We start from the raw sequence: 14599 nt of genomic DNA, 5'->3' as shown, positions 1-14599 counted from the left end.
TAGGGTGGTCTCGACCCGACCAGATCTCCTGGCCGGCCCGCGCCACAGCCCGACCGATCGTCCCGACTTGAGGAGTGCCCCACGTGCTGCGAACCCACAGCGTGCCGACTGCCGGATCCCCTGTGCGCGCCCGCGCATCCTGGGGTGCGCTCGCGGCTACCGTGGTCTCGACGAGCCTCCTGCTGGCAGGTTGCTCATCCGAGCCGGCGGCGTCACCGACCGTGACCGCGGAGGTCACGACGGACGCGACCGCGGACAAGTCGGCGGCCCCCGAGCCGGTCCTGCCCACCACCTGGGCGCTGACCGGCGTGCCCTCGGCCGATCTGGTCAACCGCCCGGCGCTCGCGATCAAGATCGAGAACTCCCGCGAAGCCCGCCCCCAGACCGGGCTCGAGTACTCCGACGTGGTCTGGGAGGAAGTCGTCGAGGGCGGCATCACCCGCTACATCGCGGTCTACCACTCCCAGATCCCCGAGACGGTCGGCCCGATCCGGTCCGTGCGCCCCATGGACTCCAACATCATCGCCCCGCTCGCCGGCCTGATGGTCTTCTCGGGCGGGCAGCCGCCCTTCGTGCAGTCGGTGCGCGACGTCGGCCTCCAGGTGGTCAGCCACGACCTCGGGAACGCCGGCTTCTACCGGACCAAGGACCGCAAGGCTCCGCACAACGTCTTCGGGACGCCCGCGACCTTCCTCGCGCAGGCAGACGCGACGCACATGGACTCCCCGAAGGGTGAGTTCCTCTTCGCGTCCGACGCCGCGACCGCCACCGCGGCCGTCTCGGGGGCGCCAGCCACGTCGATCGCCGTCGTGATGTCCGCCTCGAGCCGGCCCACCTGGGCCTGGGACGCGGCGTCGGGGACCTTCCTGCGGTCGGAGGGGACCACACCTGCCGTGTCCTCGACCGGCGCGCAGCTGGCCGCGAAGAACGTCGTGGTGCTCAAGGTCAGCCTGTTCAACACCCAGTACACCGACCCCGCCGGTTCGCCCGTCCCCGAGACTCAGGTGATCGGCTCGGGCGAGGCCGTCGTCGCCACGGGCGGCAAGTCCGTCACCGCGACGTGGACCAAGCCCGACGCCGCGACGCCTTTCTCCCTGACCGCTGCGGACGGCACGCCGATCACCCTGGCGCCGGGCAACACCTGGGTCGAGCTCGTGCCGGTGAGCAACGGTTCGGTCACCACGAGCTGACCGCTTGCCTCGTGGGGATGGCCGGGTTCATCCCTGGTGCGCTCCGGCGCCGGCCTGCCTCATCCGGTGGGGGGAGACGCCCCTGGGACCGTCAGCCCACCGGATGAGCCGTCGGCCTCAAGGACCCACCTCGGGCCCGACGTGCGCGAGCGGCCTGCGCGCGCATCCTTGAGGTATGGCAACCTTCGTCCACCACCCAGGGCCGGCTGGGATCACCGCACCGGCATCCCCGCGCCGCACAGCGCGCACCACGTCACCCACGTCTGGCTCGGCCACGGCGGCCTCAGCCAAGACCGTGACGTCACGCAAGGTCAACGCTCACACTGCCGCGGACGAGCCGAGCAAGGCAGCCTCGATCGTCCCCGTCCTGCTCGCCTTCGGAGCCTTGTTCGCGGTCGCCTTCGGCGCGGCGTACTTCGGCCGCGAGCTGATCGACGTCGTCGGGAAGCTCCTCGGGGCGAACTGACGTGACCAGCCGACTCGACCCAAACTAGAAGTAGTAGGGGAAGCCCGACCAGTCGGGATCGCGTCGCTCGAGGAAGGCATCGCGCCCCTCGACGGCCTCGTCGGTCATGTACGCGAGCCGGGTGGCCTCCCCGGCGAAGACCTGCTGGCCGGCCAGCCCGTCGTCGGCCAGGTTGAAGGCGAACTTGAGCATGCGGATCGCCTGCGGCGACTTGGTCGCGATGATCCGCGCGTACTCGAGGGCGAGGTTCTCGACGTCGGAGTGGTCGGCCACCTCGTTGACGGCGCCCCATTCGTAGGCGTCCTGCGCGGAGTACTCGCGGGCCAGGAAGAAGACCTCGCGGGCCCGCTTCTGGCCGACCTGGCGGGCGAAGAGCGCCGAACCGTAGCCGGCGTCGAAGGACCCGACGTTCGCGTCCGTCTGCTTAAACCGGGCGTGCTCGCGGCTCGCGATCGACAGGTCCGCGACCACGTGCAGGGAGTGCCCGCCACCCGCGGCCCAGCCGTTGACGACGGCGATGACGACCTTGGGCATGGTGCGCATGAGGCGCTGCACCTCGAGGATGTGCAGCCGCCCGGCCTGGGCGGGGTCGATGTGGTCGGCCGTCTGCGCGGCCTGGCCGGACGCGTCGTCCGTCGTGTACCGGTAGCCGTCGCGCCCGCGGATCCGCTGGTCGCCCCCCGAGCAGAAGGCCCATCCGCCGTCCTTGGCGCTGGGGCCGTTGCCCGTGAGCATCACCGCGGCGACGTCGGAGGTCATCCGGGCGTGGTCCATGACCCGGTAGAGCTCGTCGACGCCGTGCGGCCGGAAGGCATTGCGCACCTCGGGGCGGTCGAAGGCGATCCGGACGACGGGCAGGTCACGCTCGACCGGACCGGTCCGGTCGACGCCGCGGTGGTACGTGATGTCGGTGAGGCCCTCGAAGCCGGCAACGACGCGCCAGCGCTCGGGCTCGAAGGTCTGGGACACCGTGGTGGGGAGTGCGCTCATCCGACCACCTTAGGGGAGGTGGGGTGCGGTCCGGGTACGGGCACTTCGGCGCTGCGGGCCTGAGGAGGTCGCTCCGCAGTACACGGTCGCGGGGTTACCGCGGGGTGATCGTCCAGTCGCCAGCGGCGAGGATCATGACGGTTCCGGGGAGGGCGACGTCGAAGGTCTCGGTGGTGGACTCGGTCATGAAGTCGCGGAGCGATTCGCGGTCGGTTGTCGTGCCATAGACGTAGATGTCAAGGATGTCAGTCTCGTCGAGCGGGGTGAACGTGACCTCGAGCTGGGTCGCCGGCTGGTCGAGCGTGATGACCGCGGGTCCGTGACCGCTCTGGGGTCCGCTCGAGGTCGGCAGCGTCGACGCGTCCGAGATCGTCATCGACCAGGTGCCGTTGACCTCGACGGAGATCGTGTTCGACGCAGGCATGGCGCCGAACGGTCGAGACAGCCACGCACCGTCGACCGGACCGGTGGTTCGCCACATGATGACGTTCGGGTCGGCGAGGGTGACGTCGACGGCGTCGGCGCAGTCGGCGCAGGTGAACTCGAACACCGGGTTCATCTTGCCGACGCTGAACTCGATGGTCGCGGGTCCCGTTCCGGTGACCGTCTGAGGCGTCTCCACAGTCACCGCTCCGGCGTCGATGACCTGCGGGCCGTCGGTGGTCGGGTCTGCGGTGGGTTCGGGAGGTGCCTCGGTGGCTGCGGTCGTCGTGGGGGCGGGTGAGCTCACCTTCGGCGAAGCGTCGGTCGCGCACGCCGTGAGAGCCAGGGCACCGGCCAGAACCAGGATGGCAGCGCGTGCCGCCGGGAGACGGGCGTGTGACCGGGGTGTGCGCACGAGCGAGGTCCTTCCAGGAACATCGAGCAGGGAGCGCCACCCGATAGCCCTGGGGCGCCGGAAATGATCCTACGGGCGCGGGCGCATATGGGTGAAGTGAGTGGGTACAAGTCCCCACGTCAGATGGGTGCGGAGCCAGGCAGCGCGACCTAGGGTGTGACTTGACTTATTGCGCGCACCGCACGGGAAACGATCCCCGCTTCGGAACCTAGGAGCACAGATGGAACAGGTTGTCTTCAGCGAGCAGGCCGTCGCTGATCGGATCCGACTGATCAGCGATGCCTATGCCGACGTCGTGCGCGTCAAGGAACGGCTCGAAGAGGTCGCGCACAGCGCGACGTCGGACTTCTTCACCTCGGTCCCGTCATGCAGGTCCTTCACCACGCAGTACGGGATCACGACGAGGACGGCGGCGGCCCTGTTCTCCGACGCCCAGAGGAACCTCGACACCGTGATCGAGGTCTTCCGCGACACCGTGAAGACGATGTACTCCTCGAACCAGTCCATCGCCGACGACTTCGCGGCGATCGAGAACCTCCAGCTTCCACCGGGGGAGCGTGTGACCACCGAGATCGGGCCGTCCGGGGGATCAGGCTTGTCGAGGTTCTTCTGACCCATCCCGATGGAGGCCCTGCGGGGTCGCCACCACCCGCTTCACGCAGACGAGATGAAAGGAGCTCCAGGCCATGATGACCCCTGGGAACAACGAGAGTGTCCTGCAGAATGTCGAGACCAAGGGGCTCGGCGAGTATCGCTGGGACGAGGGCGCCTTCCTCGGAGCCTCGCAGCAGATCGAGGATCTGGCCAACGTGCTCAAGACGATCGCGGCCAACCCTGGTTGGGAGGCCGAATCGGCAACGGCGGCGAGCGAGGCGCTCAACGCGACGTCGAACAAGCTCCTCACTCATGCGGACACGATCCTCGAGGTCATGACCATCGTCGACACGGTCAAAACCTCGGTCTCTGGCGCACGCACGGCCTACGAGCTCCTGCCCTCTGCGGTCGTCTACGAGAAGGTCGTCCGCCCGCCGATGCTCGGAGAGCTCGGCCAGCAACCCAGACCTTGGGAGAACCCTGCGGGTTCGCCGGACCAGTGGACGCCGGTCACCAACCCCGCGCGTGATGAGGCAGCGGCCACCGCGCTGTCAAAGCTCAACGCCGACATGACGGCCGCCATCGAATCGGCCGCGAACATCCAGGAACGGCTCAATGCCGCTCCGATCGTCGACCCGTCGGGCGCCGGCTCTGGTGTCCAAGCGGCGGCCGAGCGGGTCCCGCGGTCGTACAACGACGACGTAGAGCCCTACGAGTGGTCCCACCCGAATCTCGCGGGCGTCGACCCGACTACCCCCGGTTCCGGGCTGCCCGGCGGTTCCATGCCCGGTCCCGGCTCCTCCATCACGCCCGGTTACCCGGGTGGCCCTGGCACGTATCACCCCTCCCCTGGTTCAGGTTCTGACCCGGGATACCCCGGCGCCGATCTGGGGACCGCCGTCCCCGGGGGGAATCCCGGGGCCAGCGACTCCGGATCGAGCGGAGGTTCCAACAGTGGCGGCAAAGTGTCGGTCGACGGCGGATCGACCGGAACGATACCGGGCGTGTCCGGCGGTGGTGGTGGCGCCATCCTCAGCACCGGCTGGCCGGGAGGTGGGAGCGGTGGAGGCGGCACCCAGATCGGCGGCCAGTCTGGACTTTCGGGGAGTATCGCCGGGGTCGGCGCCGTCGGCGGCAGCGCGCTTGCAGGGGGTGCCGGCCTGCTCACTGCGCGTGCGGGGTCCGGAGGGCTTGCGGGCGCCTTGACCGGCCCGATGGGCGGGGCCGGTTCGGCAAACGGCGCGGCCGGTGCGCGTGGACTCTCCGGGGGGCTCAGCGGATCAGTGACCGGTGCCGGACCACGTGCCGCAGGCGGTTCCGGTGTCCCGGGTGTGTCAGGCGCGGGGGCTGGTGGTTCCAACGCGGTCATGGGCGGTGGCGGCATGGGCGGGGGCGCGGGAGGGGCGGGCAAGTCCGGCCGCAAGCGCTCCTCCGGCGGATTTGTCGTCCCCGGTCTTGAGGACGAGGAGGAGGCTACCGAGCTCGGTTGGGCCGCCCGGGCCGGTTCCCGGTCGCAGGTCGTGGCTCCCGCGGTCGTCGACGAGGACGACTCTGACACCTGGTAAGCCGTGCCTACCACTACCCCTCCCTCTCACCGCGGTGGCCCAGACCGCCTAACCTGGGGTGGTGAACGTCTACTCCACGCCCCTGACCACGCGTTTTCGCGGCATCGAGGTGCGCGACGGCGTGCTGCTCGCCGGCCCCGCCGGATGGGGCGAGTTCTCCCCCTTCTGGGACTACGACGACGCCGAGTCGGTCTCCTGGTGGCTCGCCGCCTGGGAGGCCGCCCACGTGGGATGGCCACCGGCGCTGCGCACCCACATCCCGGTCAACGTGACCGTCCCGGCGACGGACCCCGAGCGGGCCCACCAGATCGTCCTGGCTTCCGGGGGGTGCCGGACTGCCAAGGTCAAGGTCGCCGAGCGCGGCCAGGGGGTAGACGAAGAGATCGCCCGGCTCGAGGCGGTCCGTGACGCGCTCGGCCTGACCGGGGCGATCCGGATCGACGCCAACGGTGCCTGGGATGTGGAGACCGCCGTTGAGCGGCTGCGCCTGCTCGACCGGGCGGCCGGCGGACTCGAGTACGTCGAGCAGCCCTGCGCGACAGTCCCCGAGCTAGCCGAGGTCCGGCGTCGGACGTCGGTTCTCGTGGCGGCGGACGAGTCCATCCGGCGCGCCGAGGACCCCTTTGCGGTGGTCCGGGCCCAAGCCGCCGACATCATCGTGCTCAAGGTCCAGCCGCTCGGGGGCGTCCGTGCCTGCCTCGACCTGGCCGAGCAGGTCGCCCTGCCCGTCGTCGTCTCCTCCGCGCTCGAGAGCTCGGTCGGGCTGGCCGCGGGGCTTGCGCTCGCCGCGGCGCTGCCCCGGCTCGACCACGCCTGCGGCCTGGCGACCTCCCAGCTTCTCGTCCGCGACACGGTCCCCGATCCGCTGCTGCCGGTCGACGGCATGATCGAGGTCCGCCGGCCCGTCCCGGATGCCGCCAGCCTCGCCGCGACGGACGCACACCTGCTCGACCCGCTCGTCGCCCAGCGCTGGGAACAGCGCGCCACGCGAGTCGCCCGGCTGGCCCAGGCCCGGCCCGCCTCGTCAGGAGAGACCACCCCGTGACCACCTCCCCGTCCGTCGCCGCAGCCCGCGACCTCGTGCGTTCCCTCGTCCGGCTCGGCGTGCGCGATGTCGTGCTGGCGCCCGGCTCGCGCAGCGCGCCCCTCGCCTACGCCTTCGCCGCGGCCGCCGGGCACACGGTGCCGGGAGGGCGGTCCCCGCTCATCCGCCTGCACGTGCGCATCGACGAGCGCGATGCCGGCTTCCTGGCCCTCGGACTGGCCCAAGCGGGCCAGGTGCTCGCAGGCCACCTGGCCGACCCGCTCACCGGCCGCGCGCTCGCAGCGCCCGTCGCGGTGGTCACCACCTCCGGCACGGCGGTGGCCAACCTGCTGCCCGCGGTGCTCGAGGCCCATCACAGCGGGGTCCCGCTGCTCCTGCTCACCGCGGACCGCCCGCACGAGCTGCGCGGCACCGGCGCCAACCAGACCGGCGATCAGGTGGGGATCTTCGGCTCGGCCACCAGGCTGGCCGTAGACGTCCCCGCGCCCTCCGGACGGCCCGAGGAGCTGTGGGACCTGCGCGCGGTGGTCACCCGCGCGGTCGCTGCGGCGTCGGGCACGCGCACCCTGCACCCGGGGCCTGTGCACCTCAACCTCGCCTACCGCGAGCCACTGGCCCCCGGCCCAGAGGACCTTGCCGGCACGGCCGGACTCGCGGGCATGGACGGCCTGGCGGGGGAGGTAGGCGTTGCCCGCCGTGCACACGGAGCCGACGACGAAGGCCCCACTGGCCTTGGCCGGGGCCTGGGGACGGTTCTGCCGCGCACCCAGCCCGGAACCGATCCGCTGATCGACGAGCTCCGCCTGGACGCCGAGCCGGCGACCGTGGTCGTGGCGGGGGACGGAGCCAGTCCGGTCGCCCGGGCGCTGGCCGAGACCCGCAGCTGGCCGCTGCTGGCGGAGGCGTCCTCGGGGGCCGCCGGTGGCCCGAACCTCATCCACGCCCACCGCCTCGTGCTCGGGGCCAGCGATCTCACGGCCCAGGTCCGTCAGGTGATCCTGCTCGGACGCCCGACGCTGTCCCGGCCCGTGCAGCAGCTGCTAGCCCGCCCGGATGTTCGGGTCGTGGTCGTCGCCACGGGCGCGGAGCAGTGGCCCGACGCCGCGCGCAACGCCTCCTTCGTGCTCGACCACGTGCCGGCGGGCTGGCTCACCGGCTCCGCCGACCCGCGCAGCGAGCGTGCCCTCAAGAAGTGGCGCGCAGCTTCCGAAGCCGCGACGGACGTCGTCGGGCAGGCGTGTGGTGAGGCGGTCGGGGTGCTCACCGCGCTGGTCGTTGCCGATGCTGTGGCCAGGGCGAGCGCGCCCGGGGACGCGCTGGTCATCGGGTCTTCGAGCCCCGTGCGGGACCTCGACCTCGTGGCGCGCTGGTTCGAGCCGCCGACCGTGGTCGCCAACCGCGGCCTGGCCGGGATCGACGGCACGATCTCGACCGCGATCGGCGTCGCGCTCGGGCTGCAGGGCGGTTCGCACGGGCCAGGCGCGCAGGGCGCCGCCGGAACCGTGCGGGCGCTCCTCGGCGACCTGACCTTCCTGCACGACGTCGGCGGGCTGCTCCGCGGGCCCTTCGAGCCGGCCGTCTCCCTGCAGATCGTTGTCGTCAACGACGACGGCGGGGCGATCTTCGCCGGGCTCGAGCACGGTCGGGCCGGCGACCCAGCACTGTTCGAGCGCGTCTTCGCGACCCCGCACGGGGCCGACCTGGGGCTGTTGTGCGCGGGCTACGGCGTGCACCACGAGCGAGTCGACGACGCACAGGTGCTCGGTGAACTGCTCGCGCAGCCGCGACCGGGCATCAGCGTCGTAGAGGTCCAGGTGAGCCGCGCCGCCCGCGCCACCCAAGAGTCCGACCTGCTCGCGGCCCTCCGCAAGTCGCTCTGACCCACCTGGTGCCTCGGTGTGCCCGGTCCAGTCCGGTCCGGTCCGGCGCACCGAGCATAGGTGTCCGAATTCCGTCCTGTATGTCATCAGAACGGGGCGGAATCCGGACACCTATGCTCGGCTGGCGGACTGGGTGTGGGGACGTGGGTGAGGGCTGCGGGGGACTGCCGATAACTTGCAGCAAATCCTCAGGGAAGTTCAAGCCACATCACAGACCAACACGGTTGAGTGGGGTGCAGTCGAAGGAAGGTGGACCCCATGAGCATCAACAACACCCCCAGTGGTGACAGCCTCAGCCCTCAGAACTCTGGTGAACCTACGCAGATGCCGCCCGTCCCGCCGGCACCCGCCGCACCGCAGGGCCAGCAGGCACCCGCGGCTCCGGTCTACGGGCAGCCCCAGGCTCACCAGCAGCAGCCACAGCAGCCACAGCAGCCACAGCAGCCACAGCATCCGCAGTACGTGAACTCCTCGGTCGAGCACTCTTACGCGAACGCCGGGCAGAGCGCATCACCGCAGGCACCGCACTATGCGCACCAGCAGGCCCAGCAGCACACGCAGGCCCAGTCCGGCCAGCCAGCATCCGGCGGAGCGCAGGCCCCGGCGAAGCGCCGCCTGTTCGTCCCGATCGCCGCCACGGCGGTCGCTGCGGCCGTCCTCGCGAGCCTCGGCACCGCCGCGGTGACCGGGCAGTTCGACGGGAACAGCTCCGCGACCGCGAACTCGTCGAGCTTCGGGTCGATCGGCCAGAAGGGCGACTCCTCCGTCGCCGTCCCGGTGGTCTCGTCCACCGTGACCAACCCGGACTGGCAGGCCGTGTCCTCGGCCGTCGCCCCGTCCGTCGTAGCCATCGCGGTCACCACGGCCGAGGGCTCGGGCGAAGGATCAGGTGTGATCATCGACAGTGAGGGCCACATCCTCACGAACGACCACGTGGTCTCGGGAGCCGCCAACGACACGGTCCAGGTGACACTGAACGACGGGCGCATCTACGAGGCGAAGATCACCGGGCTCGACCCGGCGACCGACCTTGCCGTCGTCAAGCTGGTGGACCCGCCGAGCGACCTCAAGTCGGCCGTCTTCGCCAACTCCTCCAAGGTCGTCGTGGGCGAGCCGGTGATGGCCATGGGCAACCCGCTCGGACTGTCCAACACAGCCACCACGGGCATCGTCTCGGCGATCAACCGGCCGGTCAGCACCGCGACGACCACCTCGGACCAGACGGCCGTGGTGACCAACGCGATCCAGATCGACGCCGCGATCAACCCGGGCAACAGCGGTGGCCCGTTGTTCAACGCGAGCGGTGAGGTCATCGGCATCACGTCCTCGATCGCGTCGCTGTCCTCGGGATCCGGTCAGTCCGGGTCCATCGGCCTCGGCTTCGCCATCCCGGCGAGCCTCGCGCAGAACATCGGCTCCCAGCTGATCGCTTCCGGGACCGCCCAGCACGCCTTCCTGGGCGTCAGCCTCGCCGACGGCACAGGGACGGCCGACGGCACGACCCGCCAGGGCGCCGTCGTGAAGTCGGTCTCGACCGGATCGCCGGCCGAGAAGGCCGGGCTCAAGGTCGACGACGTCATCGTCGCGATCGACGGCGAGGCCGTGACCGGCGCTGAGTCCCTCACCGGATTCGTCCGCGCCCTGCCAGCCAACACCGAGGTCACGCTGACCGTGGTGCGCGACGGCAAGGCCCTCGAGGTCAAGGCGACCCTCGCCACCAAGGCCGAGGACACGACGTCGAACTCCGACGGATCCTCGGGCAGCTCCGGTCAGAGCGGCCCCGGCTCCGCTCAGAACGGCTCCGACAACCCCAGCGGGATCCCGAACCTGGATCAGCTCCTCCCCGGGGCGAACGGGAACTGACGCCCCGTGGGCTGAACACTTCCTCACGAGCGCCATCCCCCCAGGCGCTCGGCGAGGGCAGACAAAGGCCAGTGCTCTTCCCCGAGAGCGCTGGCCTTTGCATGTCGTCCAGGTCGTGCGCGCCAGGGACAGACGGACAGACAGACGGGCGGAGCTGGTCTCAGCCGAGCGCGTGCCGCATCGGCTCGAGCTTGGCCTCGGTCTCGGCCAGCTCGGAGGCCGGGTCCGAGGCTGCGACGACGCCGCAGCCGGCGAACAGCCGGAGACGGCGCGGATCGTCCGGGTCGAGCGACGCCGAGCGCAGGGCGATGCCCCACTCACCGTCGCCGTCCGCGCCCATCCATCCGACCGGTCCGGCATACCGGGCACGGTCCATGCCCTCGATCTCCCGGATGAGCTCGTTGGCCACGGGCGTGGGGGTGCCGCAGACCGCCGCGGTCGGGTGCAGCGCGGCCGCGAGCGACAGGCTCGACGGCGCGGTCCCGGACGACGTGCACAGCACCCCGGTGACGTCGCTGGCCAGGTGCAGCACGTTGGGCAGGTGGAGCACGAAGGGCGTCTCGGGGACGTTGAGCGACTGGCAGAACGGCTCGAGCGCCTGGGCGACCGAGGTCACCGCGTACTCGTGCTCCTCGAGGTCCTTGGAGGAGTGCGCCAAGACCGCCGCGCGGGCCACGTCCGCCTCCTCGCCACCCGTGCGCCGGATCGTCCCGGCCAGCACGCGCGAGGTGACCAGGCCCTTCTCGCTGCGGACCAGCAGCTCGGGGGTCGCCCCGACCATGCCGTCGACGCTGAAGGTCCAGCAGCCCGTATAGGAGTCAGCCAGCCGGGTGAGCAGCCACCGGGGGTCGATCGGCTCGGTCGTGTGGGCGACGACGTCGCGCGCCATGACGACCTTGTCGAGCCTGCCCGCGCGGATCCGCTCGACTGCCTCGTCGACGGCGTCGATCCAGTCGGCGTCGCTGACCGCGCCGGGGACGTACGTGACGGCGCCGGGGGAGGTGATCGGCGTGGTCCCGCCGGCCCGGGCGACCACGTCCGCGAGCGACGGCACGGGGCTGAGCGTGGGGACGGCGTCGGACGTGGTGATCGTGGTGATCCAGGATCGGTCCCCACGACGACCTACGACGACGCGCGGGACGATGAGCACACCGCCCGCCGCGGAGGACTCGTCGAAGGCGAAGGACCCGAAGGCGACCGGTCCGGTACCCGGAAGTGTGATGTCGTCGCGCACGATCGCATGGGCGCGCATCGTCGCCCAGGCGGCCTCGGCCTCGGCAAAGCGGGAGGCGCCGCCGGTCTCGATCCGGGCCACCTCGCCCCAGGCGACGAGGCCGTCGCCGCGGCGCACCCAGGCCAGGGGGCCGGTGGGGGGCAACAGGCGCAGCAGGGCGGCGGCGTCGGAGTCGAGGATGCCGTCGAGTGCGGTCGTGCGGACCACGAGGGCTGTGGGGCGGGGCTGGGGGGAATCGCTCGGGGCGGCCGGCTGGGAACTCATCGCCTCCAAGCCTACGACTCATCCCGCGGACCGGGGGACGGGGCGCATCGGCGGCGGGCCTGGGCATGCCTGCCCAGGTGAGACGATGGGGCCATGTCACGTGCCAGTCTGGAGAAGAAGCCCTCCGAGGTCGCCTCGATGTTTGACGGTATCGCCCGTCACTACGACCTCACCAACGACCTCATCTCGCTCGGGCAGGACCGCTCGTGGCGTCGGGCGACCGTCAAGGCGGTCGGCGCGATCCAGGGCGAGCGGGTCCTCGACCTCGCCGCCGGGACCGGGACCTCGAGCGAGCCTTTCGCTGCGGCCGGCGCGCTCGTGGTGCCCTGCGACTTCTCCTTCGGCATGCTCGCCGTGGGCAAGGACCGGCGCCCCGACCTCCCCTTCACCGCGGGCGACGCGACCAAGCTTCCCTTCGCGGACGAGTCCTTCGACGTGGCGACCATCTCCTTCGGGTTGCGCAACGTCGTGGACACCGTGGGGGCCCTGGCCGAGATGCACCGGGTCGTGCGTCCGGGGGGACGCATCGTCATCTGCGAGTTCTCCGCTCCGACCTGGGCGCCGCTGCGCACGGCGTACAGCGAGTACCTCATGCGGGCCTTGCCGAAGGTCGCCGGCGCGGTGACCAAAGACCCCGGGTCGTATGAGTACCTGGCCGAGTCCATCCGGGCTTGGCCGGCCCAGGAGGACCTGGGCCGGCTCATGCTGTCCGCCGGGTGGAGCAAGGTCGGCTACCGAAACCTGACCGGCGGCATCGTCGCGCTGCACCGCGGGACCCGCGCGGCCTGATGCGCTGCCCGCGGGCGGCCTAAGGAAGGTCTGCCTAAGCAGACATCGGAGGGTCCGGTGACTAGAGTGGCGTTATCGTTTGTGACTCGCTTCACAAACGTCGACGGTTGGCGCGCTGAAACAGTTCGACACCCGAATATCCCAGGCTTGACCCGCAGGTTCGTGAAGAGGCAACAGGAACATGAGACTCACCGGCAGCGATGACGCAGACGTCATCGTCGTAGGCGCAGGGCCGGCAGGATCTGCCGCCGCCCACTACTGCGCCGCCGCGGGGCTCGACGTGCTCCTCATGGAGAAGTCCAGCTTCCCGCGCGACAAGATCTGCGGCGACGGCCTCACCCCGCGAGCCGTGAGCGAGCTCGTCCGGATGGGCGTCCCCACCCGCGCCGAAGACGGCTGGATCCGCAACATCGGGCTGCGCGCCGTCGCCGGCGGACGCTCCTACGAGTTCCCCTGGCCCGAGCTCAAGAGCTACCCCGCCTACGGGCTCGCGCGCTCGCGGATGAACTTCGACCAGACCCTGGCCGAGCACGCCCGCGCGACCGGCGCCAAGCTCATGGAACGCACCAACGTCACCGGGCCCGTGATCGACGAGCGCACCGGCCGCGTCGTCGGCGTCACCGCCCGTCCCGTGGACGACGCCGGCCGCCGCGCCGGGGAGGAACGCACCTACCGTGCGCCCGTCGTCATCGCCGCCGACGGCGTCTCGGCCCGGATGGCCACCGCGATCGGCATCGAGAAGTCGAACAACCGGCCGATGGGCGTCGCCGTCCGCACGTACTTCACGAGCCCCCGCCACGACGACCCGTGGATGGAGTCCCAGCTCGAGCTGTGGGACGGCGTGCCCGGCAAGTCCAACCTGCTGCCCGGCTACGGCTGGATCTTCGCCCTCGGCGACGGGACCGTCAACGTCGGCCTCGGCTCGGTGTCCTCGACCGCGGCGGCCACGAAGATCGACTACAAGAACCTCTTCGCCCGCTGGATGGAGAACACCCCCGCGGAATGGGGCTTTACCCCTGAGAACCAGATCGGCCCGGTGCGCGGTGCCGCGCTGCCGATGGGCTTCAACCGCAAGCCCCTCTACACCAAGGGCCTCATGCTCATCGGCGACGCCGGCGGCATGGTCAGCCCGTTCAACGGTGAGGGCATCGCCTACGCCATGCAGGCCGGGCGCGCGGCGGCCGACGCCGTCGCGCAGGCCCGCGTGCGCGGCACGGACGCGGCGCGCGAGCGTGCGCTGGCCACCTACCCGGAGATCATGCGCAGGGATCTCGGCGGGTACTACACACTCGGCCGATACTTCGTGAAGCTCATCGAGCACCCGCAGATCATGCACCTGTGCACCAAGTACGGGCTGCCTCGGCCGTTGATCATGAAGTTCGTCGTCAAGCTTCTGTCCGACTGTTACGAACCCCACGGTGGCGACGTCGTCGACCGAGTCATCGCGGGTCTTACCAGGGTGGTGCGCTCCGCATGAACAATCCGTATGTTCCTCTTCTGGTCCTCATGGGGATCGCCATGGTGCTCGCCCTCGGTGGGGTGGGCGCGAGCGCGGTCATCGGGCCCAAGCGCTACAACCGCGCCAAGCTCGACGCGTACGAGTGCGGGATCGAACCCACCCCGCTCGCCGCCGGCGGCGGCCGGTTCCCGGTCAAGTACTACTTGGTGGCGATGACGTTCATCATCTTCGACATCGAGGTGGTGTTCCTCTACCCGTGGGCGGTGGACTTCACCACGCTGGCCACCTTCGGACTGGTCGCGATGCTCGCCTTCTTGGCGCTCATCACGGTGCCGTTCATCTACGAGTGGCGTCGAGGTGGATTCGAATGGGTCTGACCTCCGCCACGGCGCGTGACACTGTGCTCGACGAAAGGCTGTGAG

The 14599-nt window shown here is 70.8% G+C and carries 13 protein-coding genes; 10 read left to right on the top strand and 3 right to left on the bottom strand.

Annotated features, from left to right (window positions below):
- The first annotated feature begins 122 nt into the window (after window positions 1–122).
- Together BLQ50_RS17130 and BLQ50_RS17125 are read left to right on the top strand one after the other, a co-directional pair.
- The gene (locus tag BLQ50_RS17130; RefSeq protein WP_245701336.1) at window positions 123–1190 is read left to right on the top strand and encodes a DUF3048 domain-containing protein; all 1068 of its coding nucleotides are present in this window, start codon (window positions 123–125) and stop codon (window positions 1188–1190) included.
- Between the two features lie 175 nt (window positions 1191–1365).
- Window positions 1366–1656, top strand: coding sequence for a hypothetical protein (locus BLQ50_RS17125; RefSeq protein WP_093186392.1), 291 nt, complete (start codon window positions 1366–1368; stop codon window positions 1654–1656).
- A 24-nt stretch (window positions 1657–1680) separates the two neighbouring features.
- Here the strand turns inward: BLQ50_RS17125 and BLQ50_RS17120 are convergent, their stop codons facing one another.
- Window positions 1681–2646 carry a 1,4-dihydroxy-2-naphthoyl-CoA synthase gene (locus BLQ50_RS17120; protein WP_093186389.1) on the bottom strand — a complete coding sequence of 322 codons (966 nt, stop codon included), beginning with the start codon at window positions 2644–2646 and terminating at the stop codon, window positions 1681–1683.
- Between the two features lie 94 nt (window positions 2647–2740).
- Window positions 2741–3376: a hypothetical protein gene (locus tag BLQ50_RS17115; RefSeq protein ID WP_217629200.1), complete on the bottom strand. Its 636-nt coding sequence runs from the start codon at window positions 3374–3376 to the stop codon at window positions 2741–2743.
- Window positions 3377–3704: 328 nt separating this feature from the next.
- On the opposite strand from BLQ50_RS17115, the gene BLQ50_RS17110 reads away from it, so the two are divergent.
- The 5 genes from BLQ50_RS17110 (at window position 3705) to BLQ50_RS17090 (ending at window position 10431) form a co-directional block, all read left to right on the top strand.
- Window positions 3705–4097, top strand: a complete 393-nt coding sequence (locus BLQ50_RS17110) for a hypothetical protein (protein WP_093186384.1) — start codon at window positions 3705–3707, stop codon at window positions 4095–4097.
- A gap of 73 nt (window positions 4098–4170) precedes the next feature.
- Window positions 4171–5643 (top strand): hypothetical protein, encoded by a 1473-nt coding sequence (locus tag BLQ50_RS17105; RefSeq protein WP_093186380.1) that lies wholly within the window; start codon window positions 4171–4173, stop codon window positions 5641–5643.
- A gap of 58 nt (window positions 5644–5701) precedes the next feature.
- Window positions 5702–6688: an o-succinylbenzoate synthase gene (locus BLQ50_RS17100; protein ID WP_093186377.1), complete on the top strand. Its 987-nt coding sequence runs from the start codon at window positions 5702–5704 to the stop codon at window positions 6686–6688.
- Window positions 6685–8568: a 2-succinyl-5-enolpyruvyl-6-hydroxy-3-cyclohexene-1-carboxylic-acid synthase gene (gene menD, locus BLQ50_RS17095; RefSeq protein WP_093186374.1), complete on the top strand. Its 1884-nt coding sequence runs from the start codon at window positions 6685–6687 to the stop codon at window positions 8566–8568. Before BLQ50_RS17100 ends, menD begins: the two co-directional genes overlap by 4 nt.
- A 258-nt stretch (window positions 8569–8826) precedes the next feature.
- A complete protein-coding gene (locus BLQ50_RS17090; RefSeq protein WP_093186370.1) occupies window positions 8827–10431 on the top strand; it encodes a S1C family serine protease in 1605 nt (534 codons plus the stop codon).
- Window positions 10432–10591: 160 nt separating this feature from the next.
- On the opposite strand, the gene BLQ50_RS17085 is transcribed toward BLQ50_RS17090, so the two are convergent.
- Window positions 10592–11929, bottom strand: a complete 1338-nt coding sequence (locus BLQ50_RS17085) for an isochorismate synthase (protein WP_093186367.1) — start codon at window positions 11927–11929, stop codon at window positions 10592–10594.
- A 93-nt stretch (window positions 11930–12022) separates the two neighbouring features.
- Here BLQ50_RS17085 and BLQ50_RS17080 point away from each other — a divergent pair, with 93 nt between their 5' ends.
- The 3 genes from BLQ50_RS17080 (at window position 12023) to BLQ50_RS17070 (ending at window position 14554) form a co-directional block, all read left to right on the top strand.
- Complete coding sequence (locus BLQ50_RS17080; RefSeq protein WP_093186364.1) at window positions 12023–12718, top strand: demethylmenaquinone methyltransferase; 696 nt, start codon at window positions 12023–12025, stop codon at window positions 12716–12718.
- A 181-nt stretch (window positions 12719–12899) separates the two neighbouring features.
- Entirely contained in the window at window positions 12900–14195 is a 1296-nt protein-coding gene (locus tag BLQ50_RS17075) for a geranylgeranyl reductase family protein (protein WP_093186362.1), read from the top strand.
- Window positions 14192–14554 (top strand): NADH-quinone oxidoreductase subunit A, encoded by a 363-nt coding sequence (locus tag BLQ50_RS17070; RefSeq protein ID WP_093186359.1) that lies wholly within the window; start codon window positions 14192–14194, stop codon window positions 14552–14554. Before BLQ50_RS17075 ends, BLQ50_RS17070 begins: the two co-directional genes overlap by 4 nt.
- Window positions 14555–14599: the final 45 nt, after the last annotated feature.

Origin of the sequence: Sanguibacter gelidistatuariae (genome assembly GCF_900096585.1) — a bacterium.
Lineage (GTDB): Bacteria > Actinomycetota > Actinomycetes > Actinomycetales > Cellulomonadaceae > Sanguibacter > Sanguibacter gelidistatuariae.
Note: the sequence above shows the minus strand (reverse complement) of the source record. Positions and strands in the feature narration are given on the sequence as shown.

Excerpts from the sequence above, each read along its gene's own strand:
- BLQ50_RS17125 (WP_093186392.1), top strand. The coding sequence starts at position 1,366 with ATGGCAACCTTCGTCCACCACCCAGGGCCGGCTGGGATCACCGCACCG.
- BLQ50_RS17120 (WP_093186389.1), bottom strand. The coding sequence starts at position 2,646 with ATGAGCGCACTCCCCACCACGGTGTCCCAGACCTTCGAGCCCGAGCGC.
- BLQ50_RS17110 (WP_093186384.1), top strand. The coding sequence starts at position 3,705 with ATGGAACAGGTTGTCTTCAGCGAGCAGGCCGTCGCTGATCGGATCCGA.
- BLQ50_RS17105 (WP_093186380.1), top strand. The coding sequence starts at position 4,171 with ATGATGACCCCTGGGAACAACGAGAGTGTCCTGCAGAATGTCGAGACC.
- BLQ50_RS17090 (WP_093186370.1), top strand. The coding sequence starts at position 8,827 with ATGAGCATCAACAACACCCCCAGTGGTGACAGCCTCAGCCCTCAGAAC.
- BLQ50_RS17085 (WP_093186367.1), bottom strand. The coding sequence starts at position 11,929 with ATGAGTTCCCAGCCGGCCGCCCCGAGCGATTCCCCCCAGCCCCGCCCC.
- BLQ50_RS17080 (WP_093186364.1), top strand. The coding sequence starts at position 12,023 with ATGTCACGTGCCAGTCTGGAGAAGAAGCCCTCCGAGGTCGCCTCGATG.
- BLQ50_RS17075 (WP_093186362.1), top strand. The coding sequence starts at position 12,900 with ATGAGACTCACCGGCAGCGATGACGCAGACGTCATCGTCGTAGGCGCA.
- BLQ50_RS17070 (WP_093186359.1), top strand. The coding sequence starts at position 14,192 with ATGAACAATCCGTATGTTCCTCTTCTGGTCCTCATGGGGATCGCCATG.